Source organism: Nocardiopsis sp. NPDC055551 (assembly GCF_053619415.1).
The window spans coordinates 60983-87798 of record NZ_JBSHJJ010000010.1 but is presented as its reverse complement, the minus strand read 5'-3'; the positions used below and the strand labels follow the sequence as shown (position 1 = coordinate 87798).

Genomic DNA, 26816 nt, shown 5'->3' with positions numbered 1-26816 from the left:
TAGGGTCAGTGGAGTGAAACGGTCATGACGACGAACGCGCGCTATGGGCACTCGCTGACGATCGGTGTGGACATCGGTGGCACGAAGGTCGCCGCGGCCGTGGTGACACCGGGCGGGCGGGTACTGGCGCGGTTGCGCACCCAGACCCCCGAACGCAGCAAGAACCCCGCCGTGGTGGAGGACACGATCGTCTCGGTCGTTTCGGAGCTGCGCCGGGAGTACACCGTGCGGGCCGTGGGCGTGGGCGCCGCGGGGTTCGTCGACGAACGAAGATCCAAGGTCCTGTTCGCCCCGCATCTGTCATGGCGGGAGGAACCGCTCAGGGACACCCTGTCGGTGCGCCTGGGCCTGCCCGTGGTGGTGGAGAACGACGCCAACGCCTCGGCCTGGGCCGAGGTGCGCGCGGGCGCCGCCCTAGGCGTCGACGAAGTGGTGGTCGTGAACCTGGGCACCGGGATCGGCGGGGCGATCGTCTCGGAGGGTCGGTTGCGCCGGGGACGCTACGGTCTGGCCGGTGAGTTCGGACACATGACGGTGGTGCCCGGTGGGCACCGTTGTGAGTGTGGAAACCGGGGCTGTTGGGAGCAGTACGCCAGCGGCAACGCCCTCACCCGGGAGGCGCGCGAACTGGTGGTGGCCGAGTCGCCGGTGGCCGAGGCGTTGCGCCAGGAGGTGGGCGGTGATCCGGGCCTGATCACCGGGTCGTTGGTCAGCGAACTGGCGCGTAAGGGTGATCGAGCCTGCCGGGAGCTCATGGAGGAGACCGGAACCTGGCTCGGGGTGGGGCTGGCCAATCTGGCGGCGGCCTTCGACCCGGAGCTGTTCGTGATCGGCGGGGGAGTGTCGGAGACCGGTGGATTGTTGCTCGACCCGGCGCGGCGGGCCTTCGCCAAGGGGCTGACCGGACGCGGGTATCGACCCGAGGCCCGGGTGGTCGCGGCGGCCCTGGGCAACGAGGCGGGTGTGATCGGAGCGGCCGACCTGGCCAGGGAGGCTCTACCCCGCGCCCGCCGGGGCCTGCGCCAACGTCGCCTGGGGGGCCCGCCCAAGCGGCGGTGATCTAACGGCGACCGGTCAGCGCCTTCACGTCGATGTCGATGGTGAAGGGTACGTCGAGCTTGAGCCGTTCCCTGGCGATGGTGATCGGCACGTACCGGGGCTCTCTGGTCCCGTCGAGTTCGTACACGTGGATCGCGGGACCGGTGTCCTCGGGTTCGACCCGCCAGAAGTGCGGGATGCCCGCCGCCGCGTACTTCATCGGCTTGGTGGTGCGATCCCGTTCCCGGGACTCCGCGGAGACGATCTCGACCACGAGGAGGACGTCTTCCGGGGGAATGTGGGTGTCCTTCTGCCAATCACCCTCATCCTTGTCACGGTAGACGACGAGGTCTGGTTCAGGGCGCTGGTGGGAACCCAGTTTCATGGTCATCTCGGCTAGGACGTCGATGTCTTCCGGAGCCATGGACCGGAGTTCGTACGCCAGGTTCATCATGGTTCGGGAGTGGAACTTGGTCTGAGGGGAAAGCAAGACGAGCGCTCCGTCGATGAGTTCCATCCGAGGTACCCCCGGCGGAAGGTTGTCCATGTGGTCGGCGGTCCAACCCCCGGGCGGGGTGAGGAACCAATCGGGGAGCGGCTCGGCCATCGAATCCTCCAGGGTCGATTCCTGAGGCCACTCTAGTGTCGCCGTTCTTCGCATGAGGGGAAGGTAGCGCTCCGTGACGACACTCGTGGGTTCTTCGTTCATGTCCGTCTGCGGGGGGACGCGGCCGGTCCCGGTATTACTCACGATTAACCGAACCCGGTTCTAGTGCGTGGGTCACATCCTCGGTAGAGTTCGGCACATGGATCTCAACGGAATCTCCGCCCTCGTTTCGGGCGGCGCGAGTGGCCTGGGTGAGGCCACCGCCAAGGAACTCGCCTCCGCCGGTGCCACCGTCGTCATCGCCGACCTGAACGCCGAGCGCGGCGAGGCGATCGCCAAGGAGATCGGTGGCGTCTTCGTCTCCACCGACGTCTCCCAGGAGGACCAGGTCAAGGCCGCCGTCCAGGCCGCCGCCGACACCGGCAAGCCCTTCCGCGTCGCGGTGTCCTGCGCCGGCATCGGCTGGGCCACCCGCACGGTGGACCGGAACGGCAACCCCCACGACCTGGACAGCTACCAGAAGGTCATCCAGGTCAACCTGATCGGTACGTTCAACGTGCTGCGCCTGTCCGCGGCCGAGATCGCCAAGACCGAGCCGATCAACGAGGACGGCGAGCGCGGCTCGATCCTCAACACCGCCTCCCTCGCCGGTATCGAAGGCCAGATCGGTCAGATCGCCTACTCCTCGTCCAAGGGCGGCGTGATCGGCATGACCCTCCCGGCCGCGCGCGACCTCGCGGCCGTCGGCGTCACCGTGAACACCATCGCCCCCGGCATCCTGGAGACGCCCATCTACGGTGACGGTCCCGGTTCGGAGGAGTTCAAGCAGAAGCTGGCCGCCCCGGTCCCCTTCCCCAAGCGTCTGGGCACCGCCGCGGAGTTCGGCAAGCTGGCCCGGACCCTGCTGGAGGTCAGCTACGTCAACGGTGAGGTCGTCCGGATCGACGGCGCCCTCCGCATGCCCCCGAAGTAGGAGGACGACGTGTCCGACGAGGTTCTCTACACCGCCGAGGACGGCATCGCCGTCATCACCATCAACCGGCCCAAGGCCAAGAACGCCGTCAACGCCGCGGTCGCCGCCCGGATCGCCGAGGCGCTCGACGACATCGACGCCCGCAAGGACATCTCGGTCGCCATCATCACCGGCGCCGGGGGCACGTTCTGCGCCGGCATGGACCTCAAGGCCTTCATGAAGGGCGAGGTCCCGGTGGTGGAGGGGCGCGGGTTCGGCGGGTTCGCCGAGCGCGGCCCGAAGAAGCCGCTGATCGCCGCGGTCGAGGGTTACGCCCTCGCCGGTGGTTTCGAGGCGGTGCTCGCTTGTGACCTGGTGGTGGCCGCCGAGGACGCCAAGTTCGGCATCCCCGAGGTCAAGCGCGGTCTGGTCGCCGGTGCCGGTGGTCTGCTGCGCCTGCAGCACCGCATCCCGCGCAACATCGCGATGGAGTTCGCCCTGACCGGTGACTTCGTCGGCTCCGAGCGCCTGGCGCAGCTGGGACTGGTCAACCAGGTCACCGAGAGTGGCGGTGCCCTCGAAGGCGCCAAGGCGCTCGCCGCCCGCATCACGCCCAACGGCCCGCTGGCCCTGAAGGTCTCCAAGGAGATCTTCCAGGCCTCCGACGACTGGTCCACCGACCAGATGTGGGACAAGCAGAACGAACTGGCGGGCCCGGTGTTCGTCAGTCACGACGCGATGGAGGGTGCGGCGGCCTTCGCCGAGAAGCGCGCTCCCGTGTGGAAGGGCGAGTAGCCTCTCCGAGCCCCGGCGGCCGTCCTTCCTCGAAGGCGGCCGCCTTCGTCGTTTCCGGGACTTTCGGCCTTCGACGGGGTGTCCGGAGGCCGGCGATGCGTGTGTAATCTGGGGTGGTCCAGCGAGCTCTTCCCAGGAAGCGACCCCGTGTCCCTTGTTCCCACCTGGAGTCGGGCCGCCGGCGGTACGCCCGCTGTCCTGGCGATCGCCGACTCCGCTCCGCGCGCACGTCTCTCGGCCTTGATGCTCGGCGACCTTCCCGACTCCGAGGGCGCCATTGGTCTGGCCGTGCTGCGTTCGGCCGATACACCCTCACCTGCTCAGATCAGGGCCGCCCTGGAAGGCACCCGTCACGCGGGGCGACGGATTCCGCTGTTGACCGTGGGTCAGGTGCGCCGCCTCATCCGGCGCCGACGCCCCGACGCGGTCCTGCTCAACTGCTCGGGTACGCACATCGAGGCGTTGTCCTGGTCGAGCCGCTCCTTCCTGCGCCGCTATCGGCCGGTGGTGGCGTCGTCCCTGCCCGTGCCCGCGCTTCCCGCCTCCGAGGGCGAGTGGATGCACCGGTCGAAGGTGGACCTGGTGGTCGCGCACAGCCATCGTGAGGTCGAGGAGTACACGAAACTGGGGGAGCAGCTCGGTCTCAAGGGACGGGTCGGATTGGCGAGCCTGTTCCCCGAACTCGGTGTGCGGGAGAGTCAGGGTTCACGGAACCGGATCGTGTTCGCCGCGAGACCGGGGCAGCCGGAGGGGACCCTGGGGTGTGAGGCGTTGCTCTCGGCGTTGACCGAACTGGCCGCCGACCGTCCGGATCTCGAAGTGGTCCTGCACGTGGGCGAGGAGGGCCACCCCGAACTGACACAGACCTGGGAGTCCATGGTGGCGGCCGGGCGTGCCCCAGGGGGCGCCCTGGTCGTGGAGTCGGGACCGTTGCACGAGCAGTTCGAACGGGCCCGCGGGTTGGCGGCCCTCGGTTCCCTTCCGGTGCTGGAGGCCATCGCGGCCCGGGTGCCCTCCCTCGTGCTCACGGACTTCGGTGTGGGCTGGGACCAGGGGAACACGGTCTTCGAGGGCAGTGGCCTGTTCGGTGATCTGAAGGATCTGCGGGCGTGCCGGTTCCACAAGCCGAACCGTTCATGGGGCGAGCACAATCATTTCCACCCGACCTCGGATGACGATTGGGTGGCGCACCTCTACGAGCTGTGCGCCCGCGCCACCCGCGGTTTCCTGTAGTGCTGTGACCCCGAAAGGCCACCGGATCTGCCCGGTCCCCCGGTGACGCTTCTATGCCGAGCGGTGGGGGCGAGTTATCCACAGGCGGGGAGTTCGGGGTGGTGGACTGTTCCGCCTACGTGATCCCATTGATCTTGGGGGAGCCGCTGGTTCCGCCGGTTTCGTGCTGCCCGGGGGTTGGTGGTGGGCGGTGGGGCGCCTGGGGGCGGGAGCTCTCCGGTTTACGGGGCGTTGCTCGGGTGGTTGGTGGGGCGCCTCGGCTAGAGGACCTGCTGGTGGTCTGGCGGGGTGGGGGTGGGTTCTCCCTCCTTCCCCGCCGCGTGATTGTTGCCGCCCGCACCGCACGCGTCAAGGCGATGTTGAGTGCTGTACCGCTGTGGTGGGTGGCCTTGACCCGTGCGGTGCGGGCGGCGGTTTGGCGGCTATCGGGGAAGGGGGAGAGTGGTCGGGGTTCCAAGGGCCCTGTGGGCCTGCGGCCCACTCCGGCCGTGGCCGGCCGGATGCCTTCCCTTCCGCCTGGCTTTCTCGTGGGGCGCGTCGCCATTACGTGACGGGCCCGGTCACGAAGGACCCGCTACAGGACAAGCTCGGGGCGGGACGCGTCCCCGCGGTGGCCGGCCCCGGTCTTCACCCCGATGATCTTGCTCCTAGCGCCATGTTCGGCGCCCAAATTGGCGCTACGGACAAGATCGTTTCTCTTCAGAGCCCCTCCACCGAAACCCTGAGGAGACACTTCTGTAAGAGGTAGCGCCGACCATAGAGGAAAAGGGGTTGTGGATAACCCACAATAAGAGCCATTTCATGATAGGCATGCCGGCCTCGGAATTAGGTTAATAAACCGGTGGGTGGGCCTGCCATTCTTGAGGGTGTTGGCATATAATCAGAGTATGAGCTTTCCTCCCAGTACGCCGCGCCCGACCGGGAACACCCCGGTCGATAAGGCGATGGCGGGTGCGCGGGAGATCGCGGTGGAATTCTCCGGCCGGGATATCCCGTTCGGGTGCGAAGTCGATGTGCTCGCCCAGTTCGGCCGGCTCAACCAGGAAACAGATCGCATCCGCTATGGGATGTTGCCCGTCCTGGCCCGGATGGAGGCCACCGGTGCCCTGTTGGAAGAGGGCGGCCAGCGCAGCATCCAGGCGTGGATCACCCACCAGTGGGGCACCTCTCCGGCCGAGGCCCGCGATCTCGCCACCCTCGCCCGGGCGTTGTACAAACAACAGCTGCCCCTAGTGGAAGAAGCCTTCCAGGGCGAGGTCCTGTCGCTGGGTGAAGCGTGCGCCATCGCGACCTCCACCGAAAAGGCTGTGGCCGATTGGGCGCAGGTGTGGGAAAAGGGTGATGAGGATTTCCGGGCCGCCCACCCGGACGCGGAGGGGTTTCGGGCCCGGTTGGAATTCGGGCTGATCGGTTTCAAAGCCGAGTGCCCGCAGGCCTCGGTGCGCCAGTTGCGGGACGCGGCGAAATGGTTCGTCGCCCGTCTGGACCCGGATAAGGCCGACCGGGACTATGAGGTGTCTTTCGAGGAGCGGGGCGCGCAATTCTCGCCCACGTTCGAGTCCGGGTTTTTGTTGCGGATGTGGGGGCCGGGGGCCGACAACGAGCTCATCCAGGCCGCCCTGAACGCCTACACCGAACCGTACGGGCCCGATAACGCCGCCGTCCCGAAGCACCAGCGCACCTATGACGCGATGATGCGCATCTTCGAGACCGCCCTGACCCACCGGGGTTGCTCCAGCCTGAGCCGCCAACCTCTGGCGACCATCAACATCACCGTCCCCCTCAAACGCTTCCTCGGTGACGGCACCGCTGAGCCCGCCACCACTGAGGATGGGGTGGTGTTGCCTGATCAGATGGTGGCCCGGCTGGTCCCGCAGAGTTGGTTGCGCCGGTTTCTGACCGACGAGCAAGGTCGCACCTTGTTGGATGTGGGGCGAAAGAAGCGGTGTGCTCCGGATCCGGTGCGTCAGGTGGCCGGGTTCAAAGAGTTCACCTGCCAGTGGCACGAGGGCTGTGATGTGCCGCGTAGCTGGTCGCAGTACGACCACATCGTCCCCTTCTCCCACGGCGGGGCCACCAGCGCGGCCAACATGCAGGTGCTCTGCTCCACCCACAATCGGCTCAAGCACCGGTTGCAGGCCAGGGTGAACCGGCAGATCTGGGAGCACCACCACGCCCAGAACCGACAGGAAGCGGGTAAGGAAAGCGGGGATGATGAGGGGGAACCAGCTCCAGCCACAGTCCTCTAACCACCACCATCCGTTTCCACCACGCGTTTCCACCACGCGTTTCCGCCAGGTGGACACCACCCCCGACGAGAACACCCCCAAGTGGGTGTCAGACCCCAAGGGCCTATGCCCTGTGGGGATATCGGCATGCCCAGGGGCAGAAACACCGCGAACCCCCTACCCGGAGCCATCACCTGGGCCCGGAGTGGCTCCCGTTGGGGGTGTGGGCGGCACACCTGCCGACACTGCCTCTACTGCGGCTACCGGCACCACTGCCACCCCACTACAGGGTGTCGGGGCTATCCCCACCGCCACTACAGAGTGCCGGGGCTACTCCCACCACCACTGACCATCACCGCTAACGGCCCGCCGGCACCGGGGACTGCTGTGGGCCTCGGTGTGGTCTTGTTGCCAGAGCCGGCTACCGCAGGGACGCGCCCCGCCCCGTGTCCGGCCTGTAGCGGGCCCTTCGTTACCTCACCGGTCACGTAGTGGCGACGCGCCCCACGAGAAAACCAGGCGGAAGGGAAGGGATCCGGCCGGCTGCGGCCGGAGTGGGCCGAAGGCCCACAGGGCCGTTGGGACCTCAACCACTCTCCCCCCTTCCCCGATAGCCGCCAAACCGCCGCCCGCACCGCACGGGTCAAGGCCACCAACCCCGCTGCCAGAGCACTCGACATCGCCTTGACGCGTGCGGTGCGGGCGGCAACAATCACGCGGCGGGGAAGGAGGGAGAACCCACCCCCACCCCGCCCAACAACCTCAAGGGCCCCTACCCGAGGCGCCCCACCAGCTCACCCCCCACGAACCCGCCTCCGCCCCGCCCCGCCCCCCTTCCGCTCCTGACGAGGACCTCGTAAACCTCGTAGACCTCGTGGATCTGGCGGTTCTGGCGGCTCTGGCAGAAGTGGTGTGCCCCTACCGACGGGTCTGCGGCTGACCAGCAGAACAGAAGTGGGTCAGGAGTGGGCACCTTCGTGGAGGGTCATGGCGGCATCGACCAAGGTCGGCTCGCTCTGGGGCACCGACTGCCCGACCGCGTCCAGGATCTGGGGCTCCATCACCACCGCCAGGGATCGGGAGAACGCGTAGGACAGGTGATCGGTGTCATAGAAGACCAACTGGTTGCCGATCACACCGTGACAGACCCCGTCCTCGCACAGGTAGTCGGTCAGGTCCAGGAACCGGGTGTTGTGCGGGACGTTCGGCAGGTCCTTGAAAGGCGGCACCTCGGCCATGGACTCGGCCTTGGGGGAAGAGCACTTGTCACGGTCGTTGCGGTCGGTGCACTCGGGCACCGCGAAGTCGAACCGGGGTGTGTCCCGCATCGCGATCACGTCGACCCCCATCCCTTCGAGCAGACGCCAACGGTCCACGAAACCGGTGGGTACGTGTTCACCCTCCTTGCGATCGGTGAGCGAGGCCAGGGTGAACACGGCGTCGGGAGCCAGTTCGGCGAGGTCGGTCATCACTTCGGCGTTCCAGGTGGCGCACTCGGTATAGACCTCACCCCGGTACACCTGTTCCTCGGAACTGAACTGGCAAGCGTTCTTGGTCATCGTCACCAGTCGCCAACCGTGCTGGTCGGCGAGGGTGCGCATCGCCTGGAACCAGTGCCGCACGTGCGAACTTCCCACCATGGCGATCGTGTAGTCCGAGTCCGGGTCGCCGAACTCGCACGAGACGACCTCGGTGTCCTCCGCGACCGCGTTGCAGGCGCGGGTCTGGTCGATGGTCTCTTGGGCGACGGTGGTCGTGTCCGGGTGGATCGGCAGGTCGGGCAGCCCGGCGGCCAGTTCCGGGTTCAGGTGGACCGCCGCACCCGGGTAGGCGAGCGGGTTGGAGCTCAGTTCCAGACGCAACTGTCGGTCCTGGTCGATGGAGTGGGCCCACAAGGAACCCGCCGCCAACACCGGGATGATGAAGATGACGCCGGCCGCCAGTGACCAGCTCGGGGCGCGATAGCGCTTGGTCACCCGGTTCACGCCACCCTCGATCACCCGGGTGGTGAACAGGGCGGCCGCGAACGAGGAGGCCAGCACCATGAGGCCACCGGTCAGGGATGGCCGGACCCGCTCGGTCAGCTCCAGGTAGACGATCAGTACCGGCCAGTGCCACAGGAACAGCGTGTAGGCGTGCCCACCGAGCCAGGTCAGGGGACGCATCCCCAGCAGCCGGTTGGCGGAGAACCGACCGTTGGCGGCCTCGCCCGCACCCGCCACGATGATGAGCAGGGCGGCGATGGTCGGCCACAGGGAGGCGTAGCCCGGGTAGGGGATCGAGTCGCCGATGACCAACCCGCACAGCACCAGACCGGCCAACCCCAGCCACCCGGCGATCATCCGCAGCGTGCCGGGCATGTTCACCCGGTGCACCACCAGGGCGAGCATCCCGCCCAACGCCAGTTCCCACAGGCGGGCACCGGTGTCGAAGTACGCCCAGACCGGCTCGGCCGCCGTGATCCACAGCGAGTACGCCAGGGACACCGCGAACACGACGCCCACGACCGCGAATGCGACGTGGCGCACGCGCGCACCCAGCCGCACGGCGACGAACCCGACGATGGTGATCAGCACCGGCCACAGCAGGTAGAACTGCCCCTGCACCGCCAACGACCAGAAGTGCTGCGCCGCGCTCGCGGCGGAGTTGTCGGCCATGTAGTCGACCGAACCAGTGGCCAGGTGCCAGTTCCCGTAGTACAGGACGGCGGCGCGGACGTCGTCGATCACCGTCATCCACTGCGAACGCGGGAAGAACAGGTAGGTCATCACCAGCACGGCGCCGAGGACGACCGCTCCGGCGGGGAACAGGCGCTTGACCAGCTTCGCCCAGAAGGCGCCGAAGGCGATACGGCCGTCACGCTCCATCGCCCGGACCAGCGACCCGGTGATGAGGAAGCCGGTGAGCAGCAGGAACACGTCGACGCCACCGGAGACCGTGCCGAACCAGATGTGGTAGACGGCGATCAGTACGGCGGCGACGGCGCGCAGGCCCTCGATGTCGGCGCGATGACGTGGACGCGCGGGCGCGGTCACGGGTGTTTCGACGACATCGGTGACACGCGGGTGAGCGGGAACGGACACAGGTCAGCCTCGGGCTCGAAGAAAGTGGGGCAGGGGCCGGCCGGACGCGGCGGCTCGATGCGTCCGAGGAGAGGTTCGCGACGCCGAGAGAGAGCCCTGCCGAACCAGTATCGGTAACGGTCGGGAGTGACTTGGGTGTACAGGCCGTCCCGTTGTCGAGTCGAGATGGAATCTGTGTGAACGCGTAGCCCTGATCTGCGTAAACGAGTGCCCCGGGTCACATTCTCGGGCCCGTCGGTCCGGGTGCGGCCCAGGACGACCATCCCCGGCGAGGGCTTGCGGGGTGCTTCGAGGTCGTGTGTTGCTCAGGTCTTATTCATTACGTTTTGATCTATCTGTCACTTTTGACAACCCCACGGTTCACGCGGGCGTCACCTATCGGTGGCCTCGAATGTGATGGACCGCCCCCGATGGGCGATTCTTCGTGCGAGGCACGGAAACCACGCGCCCCTACCCCCGGCGAACATCCCCCTGACCCGCACCGTTCGCTATCCATCGGAGTTCAGGGAAATGCCCTCCTTCACCCTCGCAGACGTGCGAGACCAGACCTACAAACCGCGCGACTCGTGGTGGACGGTCTGGCTAGTCGACCCGCTCGCCTCCCGGCTGGTCAAGGCCACGGCGAACCGCACCAACATCACCCCGAACCAGCTCACCGTGGCGGCCCTGATCCTGGGCCTGCTCTCCGCGGCGTGCTTCTTCCTCGCGGACTGGTACTGGCTCCTGACCGGTGCCCTGCTGTTCCACCTGAGCTTCGTCCTCGACTGTATGGACGGCAAGATCGCCCGCCTGAAGGGCAACGGCTCGGTGTTCGGTAGCTGGCTGGACTACGTCTTCGACCGCATCCGCGTACTGCTCTGCGGTATCGCCCTCATGGGCGGCCAGTTCGCGATCACCGGCAACCCCGTCTTCCTGTGGGTCCTGCTGGCCATCGTCTTCACCGACATGTTCCGCTACCTGAACTCGCCGCAGATGGCGAAGGTCCGCTCGGCCATGCGCCGCCACATCGCCCAGGCCATCCGAGAGGTCGAGGAGCACGCCGGCGAGCAGGACAGTGGTCGGGTCCGCCAGGCCGCCGGCGGCTTCGCCGGCACCGACGACAACGTCAACGACGGTATGGGAGACGAGGAGAGCAGCGTCTCCATCGGCGGGGCCGAGCGTGTCCAGGCCCCCACCTCGGCGTCCGACGACGATGACGAGACGGACGAAGAGGGGGTCATCACCCCCAACCGCAAGGCCAAGCACCTACAGAGCACCGCTCTGCAGAAGGGCTTCGACAAGCGTTTCCCCTGGTACCGCAGGGTGCGCGACATGCTCTGGGCCAACCGGATCCGTCCGCACCTGTTCAGCGGCATCGAGTTCCAGATGGGCGTGTTCATCGTCGCCCCGCTTGTGGGGATGTTCTCGGTCACCGGGATGGTCGCCACCATCATTGGTTCCGCGGTGTTCATGCTCACCTTCGAGCTGCTGATCATCTACAAGCTCTGGTTGTCCACCCGCGAGTTCGTCCGGGTCACCCAGAACATGAACGAGACGTTGGAGACGCTGGACCTCAGCGGCCTCGCACGGCACCGTCCGGCGGCCTGACCGGCCCCGATTCGCATGGCTCCTGGGTGTGAGCGGCGCGTCCCCGATTCGGGGACGCGCCGCACCCGTTTTCGAGGGATCAGCTCGTGCCGCTCTCCGCCGCCGCCCGGTCGGCGGCGAGCATCCGCCGGTCCGGGAGGAGGGCGCCCAGCGCCCAGTGCAGGAGGAACGCGGCGATCAGGCCGACCACCCAGCCGTACGAGGCCAGTGGGCCCGCAACGGACAGCAGCGCGCCGACGCCGAAGGCGAGCAGCGCGCGCCAGTTCCAGCCGCCCGAGTACCAGTACTCGCCGTCCCGGTCGAACAGGGCGGGCAGGTTGATCCTGGTGCGGCGCAGCAACCAGTAGTCGGCCAGCAGGATGCCCGCCACGGCACCGAGGATGCCCCCGACGGTGCCCAGCCACACGAAGATGTAGGTGTTCTCGTCCTCCAGGAGCTTCCACGGGAAGATCAGGACACCGAGGACACAGGTGATGAGCGCGCCGGTGCGGAAGCTGATCAGGTTCGGCTTGAGGTTGGCCAGGTCGTAGGCGGGCCCCACCAGGTTGGCGGCCACGTTGGTGGACACCGTGGCCAGCAGCACCACGAAGATCGCGAACAGCAGACCGAGGCCGGAGTCCATCTTGTCCACGACGTCGATCGGGTTCCAGATCGGCTCGTCGTACACCGCGGCGGTGCCCGCGGTCACCATGACCGCGATCAGCGAGAACAGCGTCATGGTGGTGGGCAGACCCAGGGACTGACCCATCACCTGCGCCCGTTGGGTGGAGGCGAACCGGGTGAAGTCACTGATGTTGAGGGTCAACGTCGCCCAGTAGCCGATCACACCCATCAGGGACGGGAAGAACAGCGCCCAGAAGGACGGGCTCCAGTCCAGGGGCCGGTCCACGGACAGCATCGGGCCGAGACCGCCCGCCTGGGAGGCCATCCACCCCAGCAATGCGACGCCGCCGAGGATCATCAGGGGCGCGGCCCACAGCTGGACCCTGCGCACACCCTCCATGCCCCACAGGACGATGGCGACCTGGGCCGACCAGAACACCCCGAAGGAAAACCACAGCGTCCACGGGTACCCGCCGAACTCCGGGGCCTCCATCCATGGGGCACCGAACAGCCGACCGGTCAGGACGTACACGCCCTGCCCGCCGATCCAGGTCTGGATGCCGAACCAACCGCACGCCACCGCCCCGCGCAGCAGCGCGGGCAGGTTCGCGCCGCGCACCCCGAAGGAGGAGCGCGCGAACACCGGGAACGGGATGCCGTACTTGGCCCCCGCGTGCCCGGTCAGGACCATCGGCAACAACACGATGAGGTTGCCCAGGACCACCGCGAGCATCGCCTGGCGCCAGTCCAGGCCGGCGGCGATCAATCCGCTGGCCAGCGTCCAGGCGGGGATGCTCACCGACATGCTCACCCACAGGGCGGAGAAGCTGCCGGTGCCCCAGTTCCGCCTGGACATGGGTACGGGCTGGAGGTCGTCGTTGACGAGGGGACCGGCCGGAAGGGTGGTGCCCTCCGGCAGGGAGACACGGCCGTCGGGATGCGTGACCTGTGTGGTCGACTCGGGTTGCGGTGGGGCTTGGGACACGGGACACCTTCTCGGTGGTGCTGACGGGGACGCACGACGGCGGGATCGCGCGCGGGGCCGGGGGAGGGCCGGATAGGACGCGGTTTCAGGCCGTCGACCATCCTCACACGTCGCCGGGGTCGCGGCGACGTTCCCGTGCGCGGGCGGTCGGGGCCGGACCCCGGTCTCGGGGTCCGGCCGGGGCGGGTCACGGACGTGGCCGTGTCCGCTCAGGACATCGCCGGGACGATCCTGCTCCCGTAGGTGTCGATCACACCGTCGACGTCGTCGTGCATCGCGTAGATCGCGAACTGGTCCACACCCGCGGCGCGCAGCCGCTCCAGCTTCTCCAGGTGTTCGTCGACCGTCCCGATCAGGCAGAACCGGTCGACGATGGAGTCCGGAACGAACTCGGTGTCCGGGTTGTCGGCCCGGCCGTGGTGGCTGTAGTCGTAGCCCTGGCGGGCCTTGACGTAGTCGGTCAGCTCACGGGGCACCATGTCCGACCGGTCCCCGTACCGGGAGACCAGGTCGGCGACATGGTTGCCCACCATGCCGCCGAACCAGCGGCACTGCTCCCTGGCGTGGGCCCGCCCTTCGACGGATCCGTCGGTGACGTAGGCGGGCGCGGCCACGCACACCTTCACCTCGTCCGGGTCGCGCCCGGCGTCGGCGGCGGCCGACCGCACCGCCTTGACCATCCACTCGGTCAGGTAGGGGTCGGCGAGTTGCAGGATGAACCCGTCGGCCCGCCGACCCACCAGGTCCAGGGCCTTGGGTCCGTACGCGCCCATCCACATGGGCAGGGAACCGTCGCGCACCCACGGGATGCGCAGGGTCGCCCCCTCCACGTCGGCCTCGCGTCCTTCGGCGAGGTCCTTGATCGCGGTCATCGCCCGTGAGAGTCGTTCCAGGGTCGCGGGCCTGCGCCCGGCCACCCGCATCGCCGAGTCGCCGCGGCCGATCCCGCAGATCGTCCGGTTCCCGTACATGTCGTTCAGGGTGGCGAACACCGACGCGGTCACCTCCCACGCGCGGGTGGCGGGGTTGGTGACCATGGGGCCCACGACCAGGCGCTCGGTCCGCTCCAGGACGCGGCTGTGGATGACGAAGGGTTCCTGCCACAGCACCACGGAGTCGAAGGTCCACCCGTGCGTGAACCCCTTCTCCTCGGCGCGCACCATCCGCTCCACCAGGAGGTCGGCGGGCGGATCCGTCTGGAGGACCAGTCCGATGTCCATGCGGCCCCTTCAGATCAGGTACTGACAGGTGGACCTGGGCACGTACGAGCCGTCGCCGGCCGAACCCAGGTAGGAACCCCGGTCCACGATCACGCGGCCCCGGGAGAGCACGGTGCGGGCCTCGCCCGTCACCCGTTTCCCCTCGTACGCGGAGTAGTCCACGTTCATGTGGTGGGTCTCCGCCGACAGGGTCCGCTCGGCGTTCGGGTCGTACACGACAAGGTCGGCGTCGGCGCCCGGGGCGATGGTGCCCTTCCTCGGATATAGACCGAACATCCGGGCCGGGGTGGCGCAGGCCAGTTCGATCCACCGTCGGCGACCGATGTGCCCCTCCACCACGGCCTGGTGCAGCAGGTCCATTCGGTGTTCCACCCCGGGCATGCCGTTGGGGATCTTGGAGAAGTCGCCCACGCCCAGGTCCTTCTGTCCGCTGAAACAGAACGGGCAGTGGTCGGTGGAGACCACGGACAGGTCGTTGGTGCGCAGTGCCCGCCACAGGTGGGCCTGGTGCTCCTCGGGCCGCAGCGGCGTCGAGCACACGTACTTGGCGCCCTCGAACCCGGGTCCGGCGAGTTCGTCCACCGTCAGGAACAGGTACTGCGGACACGTCTCACCGAAGACGTTGAGCCCCATGTCCCGGGCCCGGGACAGTTCGGCCACGGCCTCTCCCGCCGACACGTGCACCACGTACAGGGGAGCGCCCGCGACCCGGGCGAGCTGGATGGCGCGGTGGGTGGCCTCCGACTCCAGCAGGGCCTTGCGGACCTCCCCGTGGTGGCGCGGGTCCGTCCGCCCCTGGGCCAGGGCCTGCTCGACGAGGACGTCGATGGCGATGCCGTTCTCGGCGTGCATCATCGTGAGCGCGCCGTTGGCGGCGCCGCGCTGCATCGCCCTCAGGATCTGACCGTCGTCGCTGTAGAACACGCCCGGGTAGGCCATGAACAGCTTGAACGAGGTGACGCCCTCGTCGACGAGGGCGTCCATCTCCTTCAACGAGGATTCGTTGACGTCGGACAGGATGGCGTGGAACGCGTAGTCGATCGCGCACCGGCCGTCGGCCTTGGCCATCCAGGAGTCCACCCCGGCGCGCACGGACTCGCCCGGCCGCTGGATGGCGAAGTCGACGATGGTGGTGGTGCCGCCCCACGCCGCCGCGCGGGTGCCGGTCTCGAAGGTGTCCGAGGAGTACGTACCGCCGAACGGCATCTCCATGTGGGTGTGGCCGTCGACGCCGCCGGGGATGACGTAGTGGCCGGTGGCGTCGATGACCTCGGCGTCGCCTTCGGCCCAGGTGCGGGCGGCGTCACTGCCGCGCAGGGCGAGGGCGGCCACCTTCCCGTCCTCGACGAGGACGTCGGCTTCGACCTCCTCCGCCGAGGTGACGACGAGGCCGCCGCTGATGAGGGTCCGGGTCATGGTCTCATCCCTCCGTCAGCGGGCCGTAGGCGTCGGGCCTGCGATCCCGGTAGAACGCCCACTGCTGACGGACCTCGTCGACCATGTCGAGATCGAGGTCGCGGACGACCAGCTCGGCCTTGGTGTCGGAGGCGACCTCGCCCACGAACTGTCCGCGCGGGTCGACGAAGTAGCTGGTGCCGTAGAAGTCGTTGTCGCCGTACTCCTCCCGGCCGACCCGGTTGATGGCGGCGACGAAGTATTCGTTGGCCACGGCGGCGGCGGGCTGTTCGAGCTTCCACAGGTGGGCGGACAGGCCGCGGCTGGTCGCGGACGGGTTGTAGACCAGTTGTGCGCCGGCCAGGCCCAGGGCACGCCAGCCCTCGGGGAAGTGGCGGTCGTAGCAGATGTAGACGCCGACGCGGCCGACGGCGGTGTCGAACACCGGCCATCCGAGGTTTCCAGGACGGAAGTAGTACTTCTCCCAGAATCCTTTGACCTGCGGAATGTGGTGCTTGCGGTACTTTCCGAGATAAGTGCCGTCGGCGTCGATGACGGCGGCGGTGTTGTAGTAGAAACCGGGTTTCTCGATCTCGAAGACCGGAAGCACCATCACCATGTTCAGTTCCGCGGCGAGCGCCTGGAATCGTGTGACGGTGGGGCCGTCGGGTACGGGCTCGGCCCAACGGTGGTGTTCGGCTTCCTGGACCTGGCAGAAGTAGGGTGCGTTGAACACCTCCTGGAACCCGATGATCCCGGCGCCCTGCGCGGCGGCCTCCCGCGCGTACCGCTCGTGGGCGTCCAGCATGGATGCGGTGTCTCCGGTCCACTCGGTCTGTACGAGTGCTGCCCGGACGTTGTGCGGCATGGTTCCCTCGCTCCTGGTCGAGCATGCGACCTGCGCTGTAGAGACCGCACCCTAGATAAGAGACGAATGACCGGTCAATATCCGACATCCCGCGTGACCGGATAAGAGTGTGTTAACCGAATTCGCATTTGTGTCGTATGAGGATATATAACCTTCCTGTGGCGTTATTCGGTCGGAGGATCGGACAAGCCCGAGCGCTCATCCGGGTGGAATTTCATGTGTCCGCACATGCGTCGGGGCCGCCGGATCAGATCCGGCGGCCCCGCCCGCACGACGTCGGCGTCGGCGTCGGCGTCACACGTCAGCCGGTGACGTCGACCTCGACCTCGTTGCCACCGAGGGTCTCGGCGCTCAGACCCATGTGGGAGATCTGCGAGGGGTCGTCCACGTCGAACACGATCACGGTCTCGTAGCTCTCACCGGGCTCCAGTTCGATGAGCATGCTGTCCTCGGTGTAGTCCCAGGTCGCCTCGTAGTCCTCTTCGATCTCTTGACCGTCGTAGGTGTAGAGGTGCTGCTCGTCGCGCCAGAAGTCGTCGGCGGCCGAACCGGCCGGTTCGATCTCGATCCAGACCGCGACGTACTCGCCGACCGGGGTGTGGCTGCCGGCCTCGGGGAGACCCGAGTCGATCTGGGTGATGGTGAAGCGCAGACCGTCGTGCTCCACGGTCTCGCCGATCCCCGGCATGTCGGGGTTGGAGCGCGGCTCGTTGCCCAGACCGGAGTCGGTGTCCGCTCCCGCGGAACCGCCGTTCTCGTCCTCGCCGGTGCCCTCGGATCCACCGCCGCCGGTGGTGGTGGATCCGCCCTCGTCCTCGGGCTCGTCACCGAAGACGAAGACCAAAAGGACGACCAAGACCACACCGATCACGAAGAGGCCACCGCAACCCAGGCTGATCCACAGCCAGGGGGAGGTCTTCTTCGGCCGCGGTTGCCCGTAGTGGCCACCGGGAGGGGGACCCATCGGCGGTTGGCCATAGGGCCCACCAGGGGGCATACCGCCGGGGGGCATACCGCCCGGCGGGGGCGGACCTCCGGGAGGCATCCCTCCGGGAGGCGGCCCCATAGGCGGTTGCCCGCCGGGGGGCGGAGGTCCGTAGGGAGGAGGCTGACTCATGGCGGGGCCTGGCTTTCTGAAGACTGAAGTTGTGCCGTTGGCTGAGACGCCATCCGACTTGTGCCGGTTCCAAGAGCTTTGGGCACGCTCCGACGATACCGACATGCCGAGGGTCGAGGTCAACGCTGACCGCGAAGTGCCCCGATCGTGGTCGTCTCGGTGAGGGGTGGGATGCCCTATCGCGCCGATCGGTTCTGAGAAGGTGGGCGCATGGCACGACTGCTCATCGTTCACCACACCGTCTCACCCGCCACACGCGAACTCCTGGACGCGGTCCTGGAGGGGGCGCGCGACGACGACGTCGAAGGCGTGGAGGTCGAGGTCAGGGCGGCACTGGCGGCGACACCGACCGACCTGTTGGCGGCCGACGCGGTGGTCCTCGGCACCCCCGCCAACATCGGTTACATGTCGGGTGCGCTCAAGCACTTCTTCGACACGGTGTACTACCCGGTCCAGGTCGATCGCCAGGGCTTGCCGTTCTCCCTGTACGTGCACGGCGACAACGACACCTCCGGCGCGGTGCGTTCGGTGGAGTCCATCGCCAAGGGCATGGGCTGGGAACGGCACCGGCCCCCGGTGACGGTGACCGGGCGCCCCGACGCCGAGGCCCGGGAGGCCTGCTGGGAACTGGGGGCGGTCACCGCACTCGCCGCCTTGGAGCACGCCGAAGGGTGAGAGGGATGGGGTGGACGACCTCGAAGGGGCCCGTCGAGAACCGGTCACCGGACCACACACGACCCTGAACGCGGCTTTTCCGGCAAGGCTCGGTAAGTCTGCGTCAAGGGTTGCCATTCGGGACGAGCGGGGCGGCGTGGCGTCCACCGCACGTCCTCGCCCCGAGGCCAGGATGGTTCACGGACCGCGGGGGAGCTCCGAGAGGTGACCCGCTCCCCCCGCGGCCTTCCCACCTTCCACCGGACCACCGCGTGACCGCCCACCGGCCCAAGATCGTCAGGTCGCGCGGTGACCTCGTCGAGGCCGGCGCCCGCACTTCACGGGCGCCGGCCTCGACGTCGTTTCCGGGTTCCCTACGGCGGCGGTCAGTACCCGCGCCAGGCCTGTCGATCCTGGTGGTAGCCGATCACCCGCGGGTGCATCATCGTGGACTCCTGGACGTCGTCTTCGCGGCGGTCCATCGGGAACACCTGCGCCGCCTCCAACAAGGGCTGGTCCAGGTAGCGCAGCTCGGGGGCGTCCTCGGGCATGCGCAGCTCCGGTGCCCCGTTCAGCGTCCCGAGGTAGAAGCCCCAGTTACCGAAGGTCGGCACGTCCACGTTGTACGGGGTGACGTCGATCCCCGCCTCCACCAGTGAGTGCCGGACGCCCCAGTAGGCGTCGGGCGCGAAGAACGGCGACCCGGCCTGGACGACCAGCCTGCTGTCGCCCGTCATCGCCTGACCGATCAGCGAATAGAACTCCACCGTGTACAGCTTCGAGGTGCCCACGTCCGTGCCGTCGGGCAGGTCCGCGATGACCACGTCGAAGTCCTCGGCGTTGTCCCGTAGCCACTGGAAGGCGTCGGTGTTGACCACGTCGACCCGGGAGTCCCGCAGTGAGTCGTCGTTGAGGTCTCGGATCACCGGGTCCTCCCTGGCCAGCTCGACCACGGCCGGGTCCAGGTCGACCAGTGTCGCCGACTCGACGTCGTCATAGCGCAGGATCTCCCGCAGGGCCAGACCGTCGCCGCCGCCCAGGACCAGGACGTCCTCGCGCGGGCCGGCCATCGCGGGGTGGATGAGCGACTCGTGGTACCGGTACTCGTCCAAGGTGGAGAACTGCAGGTCCCCGTTGAGGAACAGACGTGTGTCCACGCCGTCCAGGGACTGGGTGACCACGATCTCCTGGTACTCGCTGCGATCGGCGTGCACGATCGGGTCCCGGTACATGGCCTGCCGGGCGTCCACCTCGAATCGCTCCGCGTAGTAGAAGGCCAGCCCCAGGACCGTCACGATGACCACGAGCCCGACGGTCAGCCCCACGTAGGCGAGGCGGGTGAGTTCGGATCGGAACAGCCACAGCACCACGGCCATGCCGATCACCGCGTTGAGCGCGCCCACCATGAGTGCGCCCTTGGGCAGGCCCAGCAGTGGCAACAGCAGGAACGGGAACGCCAGACCACCGATCAGACCGCCCACGTAGTCGGCGGCGAACAGGTCCGCGACCGCCTCGGAGGCGTCCTGCTTTCGGATGCGCTGGATCAGCGTCATCAGCAACGGGATCTCGACACCGATGAGCATGCCGATGACGAACGCCAACAACACCAGGGTCGGCTGGTAGGCCGAGGCGGACAGCCAGGCGAACGATCCGTACAGCAGCAGGATCGATAGACCACCGACCAGGGACAACAGCCCCTCGATGACGGCGAAGGCCAAGGCGGGGCGGGCCTGGTAACGCTTGGACAGCAGCGAACCCACACCCATGGCGAACACCATCACCGACAGCACCACGGAGGCCTGGGTGATGGTGTCGCCCAACAGGTAACTGCCGATCGCGACGAGTGCCAACTCGTACACCAGACCGCAGGCGGCACAGATGAACACCGCCAAAAGCACGAGGAACCGGGCCAGTCGTGGTGTCACCGGAAGTCGCGTTCTGGCGGGATCGGAGGCATCGGAGTCGGCGGCCTCGACGGCCGGGGTGTCGGTCACACTACTGCTGCTTTCTGGAGAAGAACTTCTAGGAGATCGCCGCGGCCACGACCAGGGCGATGGAGACGTGCGCGGTCGCGTTGACCCACGTCGCCGGGTGCCATTCGGGGTCGCTGATCATGTGGCTGACCCGGCCCGGGATGATCAGATCGATCAGGAGGAAGGACAGGGCCATCACGACCAGACCGATGAGGCCGAAGATCAGGGCGGAGAGCAGACCGGCGCCGAGACCCAGTTCGGAGTAGCTGGACAGGATCGCGGAGACCACCACGATCGCGGCGCCCAGGGTGTTGGCGGAGACCAGCAGGATGGCGTTCCTGTTCCGGTCCTCCCAGATCAGTTTGTGGAGTTTGCCCGGGGTGAGCAGGTCGGTGATCAGGTAGCCGAGCAGCATGATGACCGTGCCGACCACGCCGTAACCCAGGGCGTAGAGCGAGCTGGTGAGAATTTCGTTCATGGCCTTGTCCGTGTCGGGGGAAACTCGTGCGTCCGGAGGGACCGTGGGGTACCCCCGACACGGCAGACTACTGGCCTGAACTCGGCTTACTTACCGAACCCCGATCCGCCACCGCGAGTGTCGCTTCCACTTCCCCCGCTGTTGGAGTTGTTGCCACCTCCGCCACCGCCGCCGAAGAAGAAGAAACCGCCGCCGCCACCACCGCTGCGGCCGTTGCAGTCGTCGGTGGGCGAGGGGCTCGGGGTGCGGTCGGCGGACGACGACGTGGTCGTACCACTGGTGGAACTGTCGCTGGGCCGGCAGTCGGCGCTGTTGCTACCGCCACAGGCGGACAGAAGCAGCAACAGGGCGGTCGCGCCACCGACCGCCGCGATCTTGTGGCGTGGAGTCTTGATCGTGGACATGAGGGCCTCCCTAGGGGGTCAAGGTCGTGATCGTCGTCACCAGTTCGCCGCTCTGCGGATAGGCGTGCCAGGTCCGCCAACGCAACGAGGTCCCATTGCCGGAGGTCAGGTGCAGTGCGGTGACCGCGAGGGGGTCACCGGGGAAGGCGACGATGAGCCCACCGGGCGAGTTCGAGGTCTCCTGGTGGATCCCCTCCACCCGGCGAGTCAGTTCGGTGCGGGGCAATGACTCGACGATCGAGTCGAAGCGGTAGTCGCCCACCCCAGGCAGGGGGTGCTCGGCGTTGCCGGGAAGCCCGCCGGGAACCCCCGGCAGGCAGGCGACCGTCTCCACCGGCGCACCCGGTCCGGCACCGAGTACGACCTGGTGCGAGGCGCCCAGCACCCGGAGTTCGACCGACAGCCCCGACACCTGGACGGTGCGGGTGGCGAGAGGGTCGACCAGCGGGTGGTTCAGGGTCCAGACCAGGTCGTCTGCGTTGGTGTCGACGAAGGGGGCGCTGATGGTCGCACGCATGGGGGCATCAGCTCCCGGGGAAGATCGTGAACGTACCGGCGTGGATCTTCTCGCCGGTGCTGACCTCCCAGTTCCCGTGGTCGAAGCGCTCGAAGGCGAGCAGCTTGCCATCGGTGGACTCGTAGTCGGCGTAGTCCATACCGCCCTCGGCCTTCAGACCGGTGGTCCCCTCGGAGCGGTAGGAGCCGGAGCCCTTCTCGTCGAGCTTGTAGGTGACACCTTCGAGCTCGATGTTCTTGCCCTGGGGCACCATGGTCAGGTCGGGGCGACCGGTCCACAGGGCCAACTCCACGTCCGGGTCCTCCTCGACGGAGAGCCAGCGCTTGCCGCCCTCCACCTCCAGGAAGTGCTCGGACCAGGTGTAGCCACCCTCGGACAGGCGTAGGGTGCCGCGGATCCAGGTGCGTTCGTTGCCCCAGTCGATCATGTCGCCGGCCTTGATGGCCCGAGGGTCACCGGCGGTGTCGGTGGTCGAGGAAGCGGCGAAGGGGTCCTGGGGCGGCGGTGGGGGAGCGGTGTCCTGCTTCCGCGAGCGCGAGCGCTGCGTGTAGATCAGGACTCCGATCACGATTCCAACGATGAGAATCAGTAGGAGAAGGAGTTCGATCACCAGAGTTCCTCGTTTCGCGGTGGAGCACGTCAATCGGTTCCGGGGGGCGGGGACCCTCTGTTCGCTGTGACGTCGGAACAGGGGTTCTGGTTCCGACAACGCTGCGATTCGGGAATCTTTCGCGTGGTCGAAGGGTTGACTTACGCCCCTTTGCCGTCGGTTCCTTCGTTCCTCGTCCGTCCACCCTAGGCGGTGGCAAGAACAAATAGGGGCGAAAAGGACAAGGCCCGCGCGGGTAGGCGCGGGCCCAAGGGTATCGGAGCCGGTCAGAGGTGGTTTCGTACGGGCGGGGGTCACGCCCGGGGATCACCGGTCTCCAACGGGAGCGACTCGTCCCCGCCCCAACGGCTCCACGAACCCGGGTACAGACGGGTATGACCGTAACCGGCGTGTTCCAACGCCAGTAGGTCGTGGCAGGCGGTCACTCCCGAGCCGCAGTAGGCGGTGACGGTGCGCGCGGAGTCCGCGCCCAGGGCGGCGAAGCGCTCGCGCAGCGTCTCGGGCGCGGCCAACAGCCCGTCGGGGCCCAGGTTGGCGGGCCATTGGGCGCTGCGCGCCCCGGGGACGTGTCCCGCCCGCGCGTCGACGGGGGCCGGTTCGGCGCCGGTGAAGCGCCCGTACACGCGGGCGTCCAACAGCAGCCGGTCGGGGTCGGAGAGTTCGTCGCGCAGTTCCTCGGTGTTCACGATCCGGTCGGAGGGCCACGGGATCGGGGTCCGGTGCGCGGGCTCGACCGTCACCTCACCCTCCTCCAATGGGCCGGTCCAGCTCTGGAGGCCACCGTCGAGGAAGGCTGCGGGGGTGCCGAGGGCGCGCAGCATCCACACCATCCGGGCGGCCACCGAACCCCCGGCGTCGTCGTAGACCACCACCGTGGTGGTGTCGCCGACGCCGAGTGCGCCGAGGGAACGGGCGAGGTCCTCGGGGGAGGGCAACGGGTGGCGTCCCCCTTCCGCGCTCGCGGGGGCGGCGAGGTCGGTGTCCACGTCGGCGAACACGGCACCGGGGATGTGCCCGGCCCGATGGGCGAGGGCTCCCGAACGACCGTCCATGTACCAACGGGAGTCGACGAGGACGACCTGATCACGGTGTTCGCGGAGCCATTCGGAGGAGACGGCCACGGGAAGAGTCGGCTCTGACATGGTCGACAGCCTAGTGCGGGGAGTCGACGCCGGGCGGGTTCGGCGGGGTGGGTCGGAAGGCGACCAGGCCCAGCCCGGTCAGGAGCGGGACCGACAGCCACACCTGGTACCAGAGGGCCGAGTCCAGGTTCGCCCAGGGCATGGTGCTGAGGGCGGTCGCCGCGACGAGACCGATGGCGAAGGTGGCGAGGCTGCGGGAGGCGCCCCGGGGCGTTCGCGCGTCGGCCCACAGCAGGGCTGCCAGGATCGCGGCGCCCGACAGCCACAACACCAGGAAGATGCGGTGCTCGATCACGTTGGGGGCGTTCGCGTTCCACACGAACGCGACCAGACCGAGGGACACGGCGAACACGACGCCGCCACCCAGATATGAGGGGAAGAGAGGCCGGGTGGGGGCCTGCGTGTGTACCTCCATGCACACGTCTGTGCCCGCGATGTCCGGAACTATGCGGTCCGCGACACTGTGTCCCGCGTCACCCCACGGGGTGGGCGCGGTCGGCGCGGTGCACCTTGAGGATCCACCACAGACCCAGGATCGGCAGGACCAGGGGAATGAACAGGTAGCCGCTGCCGAAGTGCGACCAGACGGTGTCCTCGGGGAAGATCCCGCTGGTGAACTCGGACAGGGCGCCCACCACCAGGACCCCGACCATCTCCACGGTCACCGACACCAGGGCGACCTTGCGGGAGACGCGACCGGCGCGGGCCAGGCCGATCGCGGCAACGAGGTACACCACACCGGCGAACACCGACAGCGCGTACGCCAGCGGAGCCTCCTCGAAGCGTGTCACCAGTTGGTAGGTGCCACGGGCGGTGGCCGCCAGGGCGAAGACGGCGTACACGGCCACGAGAAGCCGGCCCGGTCCGGTGCGCAGGGTGCGGTCGGGGGCCGGGGGCGTGGTCTCGGCGTCAGACAACGGGACTCCACAGCTGTTCGATGCGCACCAGCAGGACGGGGAGGATGAGGCAGGTGAAGGCGATCACCGCCGGTCCCCACTTGCTGCGCTCCATGAACCCCCACACCGCGCTGGCCGGGGGCAGGAGGGCGACGGTCGCCAGGTAGGAGATCACCATCGCCAGATCGTCGGGGCGGTCACCGCCGATCATGGCGAAGACCATCGCGCCGACCTGGCCCAGGACCAGAAGCCACAGAACACCCATGCCGACCAGGTGGGGGACCAGCATCGGCTGGTCTCGGAAGGTCGAGACGAGGCACCACACGGCCATCGCCAACGACACCATCTGAATCAACATGGTCAGCCAGTCGACCACGTCGCCTCCGCTCGGGTACTTCCGGAACGTCCACCCATGTCAGCGGACCACACGACTACGACACACGGTAGTACGTCCGGAGTACCGCCCGGTACAGGGCGGGGCCGTCGGTGGAACCGGCATGGCGTCGCCCCCGGGGGGGGGCCGGGGGCGACGCCATGGTCGAAGAAGTCGGTGCCGGGTCAGCGGGGCCAGTAGAAGACGTCGGTGGTCGCCGAGACCACCTGCGCCGTACTGTCACCGAACTGCGCCAGCCGGACGCGGACCCGTCGACCCTCCGCCAGGTTGCCCTTCCACGAGTAGGTGAAGTGGCCTTGGCCACTCTTGTGCATGGGGCTGTGCTGGGGGCGGTTGCGGGCGATCTTCCAGCCGCCGTCACCGTCGGACTCGTACTCGGTGGCGCGGATCTGCACCTCGGCGCCGGGGGTGACGCCCTCCAGGACCACCCCGACGGAGATGTCGTAGTGGGCGCCGTCGGTCTCCTCGACCCCCACGAGCGAGTAGAACTCGCCGGTCTCGCCGTCGTGCCGCCGGTCGAACGCCAGACTCACCCAGTCGCCGGGCTCCATGGACTGGGCGTCGTCCTTCTCGAACCTGCGGTGTCGGGGCATGTCGTCGTCTCCCTCTGTGTCGTCGGGGTCCTTGGCGAAGGTGCCGTCCTGTACGAGCTTGTAGGCCTTGTCTCCGGGGCAGGACGTGGAGATGAAGTCGCGGTGCCCCGAGACACTGCCCGCGATGGAGGTGTCGGGCTCCATGAGCCACTGCCGAAGGGCCCGGACGGCGTTGATCTGCTCGGGGGTGATGGGGTCCTTGGGGCCGGTGGCGAGCGTGCACGAGTAGTGGCTGGTGTTGCCGCCGGGCTGGGCGGCCTGGGCGCGGTACAGCCCTCGCCCCTCGATCACGTACCCGTGCGGGCAGGCCATGAAGGAGTTCCCGGTGAAGTACACCGTTCCCTTTCGACGGGCCAGCCACGTCCCGTCGGGGGTGGTGGGACACCAGACGGGACCGTCGTGGTCCTCCCGGGTGACGGTGACGTCCTCGGGGGCGAAGCGGTCCCGGTCGAGCAGGTCCACCCGGTTCGCGTCCCCTCCTTCGTGCCGGACGGCCGCCCTCCCGGCGAGGACGGCGGCGAACAACAAGGATTCGGCCACCGCAGGTGAGGGAGCGAGCAGCATGCCCGTCCCCTCACCGCCGCTACCGGAGGCGGACCGCAGGAACAGGTCGAGTTGCGGGCCGGTCAGGGCGGACAGGAACCCGTGCGAGGGCACCCCGTCCGGGGCGTGTTCGGTGATCTCCTCGGGGAGGGGGTCGTCGTGGCCGTCACCCGTGCGCGGTTCTCCGGCTACGCAGGCGCGCGCGAGCCGTTCCACCAGGGCATCGGGCCACTTGGCTTCGGTGGGTGGCGCCTGGCAGGGCGCGGACAGCGTGATCAGGTCCCCCGCACGCAGGGTCGCGCTGGTCGCCCACGCCCGCTCGGGTTCGCCGGCGGCGGAGGGGCGTTCGACCGGCCAGCGGTGTCGGCCGGTGGTGAGGGAGGAGTGGCCGAACCCCTCCATCCGGAGCAGCTCGCGAGGCATGGCGGGGAAGACGTTGACCGCGGTCAGCGGCTGCCAACGGGAGGTGCCACTCGTGTGGTCGAGGGTGAGGACGAGGTCGCCCATGGCGATCTCGCGGAAGGTCCGCCACCCGTTCTCGGTGAGGATCTCGGTCTCGGCGTCGACGCAGTACCCGATGTCGGCCCAGCCGCGGGAGGGGCCGGTGTGGAAGTCGCGGGTGCTGCGCCAGTAGGACAGGCAGGCGGAGTGGTCCTTGCCCGCCAGGTTCTGGTCGGCTGAGTCGTAGTGGATGACCAGGCCGGAACGGGGGTTGGCCTGGTCGGCCGGGGACGAACCCCAGCCCAGATCGGACCTGGACACGTATTTGCTCGGTCGAGGCATACCTCCATTGTCCCCATTAACGGCTTCTCTACGTGGTGAACCCGTAACAACGGGCGATATGTGCCAAAAGTCGATCGCTAGTGGGTGTGGTGGGACGGGTGTTATCCGGCTCCGGTGC

24 protein-coding genes are annotated in these 26816 nt (G+C 68.1%); 7 read left to right on the top strand and 17 right to left on the bottom strand.

Going from position 1 to position 26816, the window contains the following annotated elements; all coding sequences use genetic code 11:
* Positions 1 to 24: 24 nt before the first annotated feature.
* Entirely contained in the window at positions 25 to 1059 is a 1035-nt protein-coding gene (locus ACWGSK_RS18735) for an ROK family glucokinase (protein ID WP_358506753.1), read from the top strand.
* A 1-nt stretch (position 1060) separates the two neighbouring features.
* Here the strand turns inward: ACWGSK_RS18735 and ACWGSK_RS18730 are convergent, their stop codons facing one another.
* Complete coding sequence (locus tag ACWGSK_RS18730) at positions 1061 to 1645, bottom strand: Uma2 family endonuclease (protein WP_358506750.1); 585 nt, start codon at positions 1643 to 1645, stop codon at positions 1061 to 1063.
* A 199-nt stretch (positions 1646 to 1844) separates the two neighbouring features.
* Between ACWGSK_RS18730 and ACWGSK_RS18725 the strand changes: the two genes are divergently transcribed.
* From ACWGSK_RS18725 to ACWGSK_RS18710, 4 genes are all read left to right on the top strand, one after another.
* Positions 1845 to 2618, top strand: a complete 774-nt coding sequence (locus ACWGSK_RS18725) for an SDR family NAD(P)-dependent oxidoreductase (RefSeq protein ID WP_358506747.1) — start codon at positions 1845 to 1847, stop codon at positions 2616 to 2618.
* 9 nt (positions 2619 to 2627) lie between these two features.
* Positions 2628 to 3392, top strand: a complete 765-nt coding sequence (locus tag ACWGSK_RS18720; protein ID WP_358506744.1) for a crotonase/enoyl-CoA hydratase family protein — start codon at positions 2628 to 2630, stop codon at positions 3390 to 3392.
* 147 nt (positions 3393 to 3539) lie between these two features.
* Positions 3540 to 4625, top strand: coding sequence for a DUF6716 putative glycosyltransferase (locus tag ACWGSK_RS18715; RefSeq protein ID WP_358506741.1), 1086 nt, complete (start codon positions 3540 to 3542; stop codon positions 4623 to 4625).
* 887 nt (positions 4626 to 5512) lie between these two features.
* Entirely contained in the window at positions 5513 to 6874 is a 1362-nt protein-coding gene (locus ACWGSK_RS18710; protein WP_358506738.1) for an HNH endonuclease signature motif containing protein, read from the top strand.
* Between the two features lie 938 nt (positions 6875 to 7812).
* Here ACWGSK_RS18710 and ACWGSK_RS18705 read toward each other — a convergent pair.
* Positions 7813 to 9888, bottom strand: a complete 2076-nt coding sequence (locus tag ACWGSK_RS18705; protein WP_452456350.1) for an acyltransferase family protein — start codon at positions 9886 to 9888, stop codon at positions 7813 to 7815.
* Between the two features lie 558 nt (positions 9889 to 10446).
* On the opposite strand from ACWGSK_RS18705, the gene ACWGSK_RS18700 reads away from it, so the two are divergent.
* On the top strand, positions 10447 to 11523 hold the full coding sequence (locus ACWGSK_RS18700; protein ID WP_452456349.1) for a CDP-alcohol phosphatidyltransferase family protein: 1077 nt from the start codon (positions 10447 to 10449) through the stop codon (positions 11521 to 11523).
* A 79-nt stretch (positions 11524 to 11602) separates the two neighbouring features.
* Here the strand turns inward: ACWGSK_RS18700 and ACWGSK_RS18695 are convergent, their stop codons facing one another.
* From ACWGSK_RS18695 to ACWGSK_RS18675, 5 genes are all read right to left on the bottom strand, one after another.
* On the bottom strand, positions 11603 to 13111 hold the full coding sequence (locus ACWGSK_RS18695) for an NCS1 family nucleobase:cation symporter-1 (protein WP_452456348.1): 1509 nt from the start codon (positions 13109 to 13111) through the stop codon (positions 11603 to 11605).
* Between the two features lie 209 nt (positions 13112 to 13320).
* Positions 13321 to 14331, bottom strand: a complete 1011-nt coding sequence (locus tag ACWGSK_RS18690; RefSeq protein WP_358506727.1) for a TIGR03842 family LLM class F420-dependent oxidoreductase — start codon at positions 14329 to 14331, stop codon at positions 13321 to 13323.
* A 9-nt stretch (positions 14332 to 14340) separates the two neighbouring features.
* Positions 14341 to 15747: a dihydropyrimidinase gene (gene hydA, locus ACWGSK_RS18685; RefSeq protein ID WP_358506724.1), complete on the bottom strand. Its 1407-nt coding sequence runs from the start codon at positions 15745 to 15747 to the stop codon at positions 14341 to 14343.
* Between the two features lie 4 nt (positions 15748 to 15751).
* Positions 15752 to 16594 carry a nitrilase-related carbon-nitrogen hydrolase gene (locus ACWGSK_RS18680; protein ID WP_358506721.1) on the bottom strand — a complete coding sequence of 281 codons (843 nt, stop codon included), beginning with the start codon at positions 16592 to 16594 and terminating at the stop codon, positions 15752 to 15754.
* Between the two features lie 301 nt (positions 16595 to 16895).
* On the bottom strand, positions 16896 to 17558 hold the full coding sequence (locus tag ACWGSK_RS18675) for a DUF4352 domain-containing protein (protein WP_358506718.1): 663 nt from the start codon (positions 17556 to 17558) through the stop codon (positions 16896 to 16898).
* A gap of 363 nt (positions 17559 to 17921) precedes the next feature.
* On the opposite strand from ACWGSK_RS18675, the gene ACWGSK_RS18670 reads away from it, so the two are divergent.
* The gene (locus ACWGSK_RS18670) at positions 17922 to 18386 is read left to right on the top strand and encodes a flavodoxin family protein (RefSeq protein ID WP_358506715.1); all 465 of its coding nucleotides are present in this window, start codon (positions 17922 to 17924) and stop codon (positions 18384 to 18386) included.
* Positions 18387 to 18751: 365 nt separating this feature from the next.
* Here ACWGSK_RS18670 and ACWGSK_RS18665 read toward each other — a convergent pair whose 3' ends face one another.
* The 10 genes from ACWGSK_RS18665 to ACWGSK_RS18620 form a co-directional block, all read right to left on the bottom strand.
* Positions 18752 to 20359, bottom strand: coding sequence for a polyamine aminopropyltransferase (locus ACWGSK_RS18665; RefSeq protein ID WP_452456347.1), 1608 nt, complete (start codon positions 20357 to 20359; stop codon positions 18752 to 18754).
* Between the two features lie 28 nt (positions 20360 to 20387).
* The gene (locus tag ACWGSK_RS18660; RefSeq protein WP_358506709.1) at positions 20388 to 20816 is read right to left on the bottom strand and encodes a DUF350 domain-containing protein; all 429 of its coding nucleotides are present in this window, start codon (positions 20814 to 20816) and stop codon (positions 20388 to 20390) included.
* Positions 20817 to 20902: 86 nt separating this feature from the next.
* Positions 20903 to 21220, bottom strand: a complete 318-nt coding sequence (locus ACWGSK_RS18655; RefSeq protein WP_358506706.1) for a hypothetical protein — start codon at positions 21218 to 21220, stop codon at positions 20903 to 20905.
* A gap of 10 nt (positions 21221 to 21230) precedes the next feature.
* Positions 21231 to 21737 carry a DUF2617 family protein gene (locus tag ACWGSK_RS18650; RefSeq protein ID WP_358506703.1) on the bottom strand — a complete coding sequence of 169 codons (507 nt, stop codon included), beginning with the start codon at positions 21735 to 21737 and terminating at the stop codon, positions 21231 to 21233.
* Between the two features lie 7 nt (positions 21738 to 21744).
* Positions 21745 to 22347: a DUF4178 domain-containing protein gene (locus ACWGSK_RS18645; RefSeq protein ID WP_358506700.1), complete on the bottom strand. Its 603-nt coding sequence runs from the start codon at positions 22345 to 22347 to the stop codon at positions 21745 to 21747.
* A 293-nt stretch (positions 22348 to 22640) separates the two neighbouring features.
* Complete coding sequence (locus ACWGSK_RS18640) at positions 22641 to 23489, bottom strand: sulfurtransferase (RefSeq protein WP_452456346.1); 849 nt, start codon at positions 23487 to 23489, stop codon at positions 22641 to 22643.
* A 10-nt stretch (positions 23490 to 23499) separates the two neighbouring features.
* Positions 23500 to 23904: a hypothetical protein gene (locus ACWGSK_RS18635; RefSeq protein WP_452456345.1), complete on the bottom strand. Its 405-nt coding sequence runs from the start codon at positions 23902 to 23904 to the stop codon at positions 23500 to 23502.
* Between the two features lie 58 nt (positions 23905 to 23962).
* Positions 23963 to 24406, bottom strand: a complete 444-nt coding sequence (locus ACWGSK_RS18630) for a hypothetical protein (protein WP_452456344.1) — start codon at positions 24404 to 24406, stop codon at positions 23963 to 23965.
* Complete coding sequence (locus tag ACWGSK_RS18625) at positions 24399 to 24761, bottom strand: hypothetical protein (protein ID WP_358506688.1); 363 nt, start codon at positions 24759 to 24761, stop codon at positions 24399 to 24401. The genes ACWGSK_RS18630 and ACWGSK_RS18625 overlap by 8 nt, the downstream gene beginning before the upstream one ends.
* A 182-nt stretch (positions 24762 to 24943) precedes the next feature.
* The gene (locus ACWGSK_RS18620) at positions 24944 to 26698 is read right to left on the bottom strand and encodes an N-acetylmuramoyl-L-alanine amidase (RefSeq protein ID WP_358506685.1); all 1755 of its coding nucleotides are present in this window, start codon (positions 26696 to 26698) and stop codon (positions 24944 to 24946) included.
* Positions 26699 to 26816: the final 118 nt, after the last annotated feature.

What these genes read in the sequence shown, in the direction of transcription:
- ACWGSK_RS18735 (WP_358506753.1), top strand. Translation starts at nt 25, where the DNA reads ATGACGACGAACGCGCGCTATGGGCACTCGCTGACGATCGGTGTGGAC.
- ACWGSK_RS18730 (WP_358506750.1), bottom strand. Translation starts at nt 1,645, where the DNA reads ATGGCCGAGCCGCTCCCCGATTGGTTCCTCACCCCGCCCGGGGGTTGG.
- ACWGSK_RS18725 (WP_358506747.1), top strand. Translation starts at nt 1,845, where the DNA reads ATGGATCTCAACGGAATCTCCGCCCTCGTTTCGGGCGGCGCGAGTGGC.
- ACWGSK_RS18710 (WP_358506738.1), top strand. Translation starts at nt 5,513, where the DNA reads ATGAGCTTTCCTCCCAGTACGCCGCGCCCGACCGGGAACACCCCGGTC.
- ACWGSK_RS18700 (WP_452456349.1), top strand. Translation starts at nt 10,447, where the DNA reads ATGCCCTCCTTCACCCTCGCAGACGTGCGAGACCAGACCTACAAACCG.
- ACWGSK_RS18690 (WP_358506727.1), bottom strand. Translation starts at nt 14,331, where the DNA reads ATGGACATCGGACTGGTCCTCCAGACGGATCCGCCCGCCGACCTCCTG.
- hydA (WP_358506724.1), bottom strand. Translation starts at nt 15,747, where the DNA reads ATGACCCGGACCCTCATCAGCGGCGGCCTCGTCGTCACCTCGGCGGAG.
- ACWGSK_RS18680 (WP_358506721.1), bottom strand. Translation starts at nt 16,594, where the DNA reads ATGCCGCACAACGTCCGGGCAGCACTCGTACAGACCGAGTGGACCGGA.
- ACWGSK_RS18675 (WP_358506718.1), bottom strand. Translation starts at nt 17,558, where the DNA reads ATGGGTCCCCCTCCCGGTGGCCACTACGGGCAACCGCGGCCGAAGAAG.
- ACWGSK_RS18670 (WP_358506715.1), top strand. Translation starts at nt 17,922, where the DNA reads ATGGCACGACTGCTCATCGTTCACCACACCGTCTCACCCGCCACACGC.
- ACWGSK_RS18660 (WP_358506709.1), bottom strand. Translation starts at nt 20,816, where the DNA reads ATGAACGAAATTCTCACCAGCTCGCTCTACGCCCTGGGTTACGGCGTG.
- ACWGSK_RS18655 (WP_358506706.1), bottom strand. Translation starts at nt 21,220, where the DNA reads ATGTCCACGATCAAGACTCCACGCCACAAGATCGCGGCGGTCGGTGGC.
- ACWGSK_RS18650 (WP_358506703.1), bottom strand. Translation starts at nt 21,737, where the DNA reads ATGCGTGCGACCATCAGCGCCCCCTTCGTCGACACCAACGCAGACGAC.
- ACWGSK_RS18640 (WP_452456346.1), bottom strand. Translation starts at nt 23,489, where the DNA reads ATGTCAGAGCCGACTCTTCCCGTGGCCGTCTCCTCCGAATGGCTCCGC.
- ACWGSK_RS18635 (WP_452456345.1), bottom strand. Translation starts at nt 23,904, where the DNA reads ATGGAGGTACACACGCAGGCCCCCACCCGGCCTCTCTTCCCCTCATAT.
- ACWGSK_RS18620 (WP_358506685.1), bottom strand. Translation starts at nt 26,698, where the DNA reads ATGCCTCGACCGAGCAAATACGTGTCCAGGTCCGATCTGGGCTGGGGT.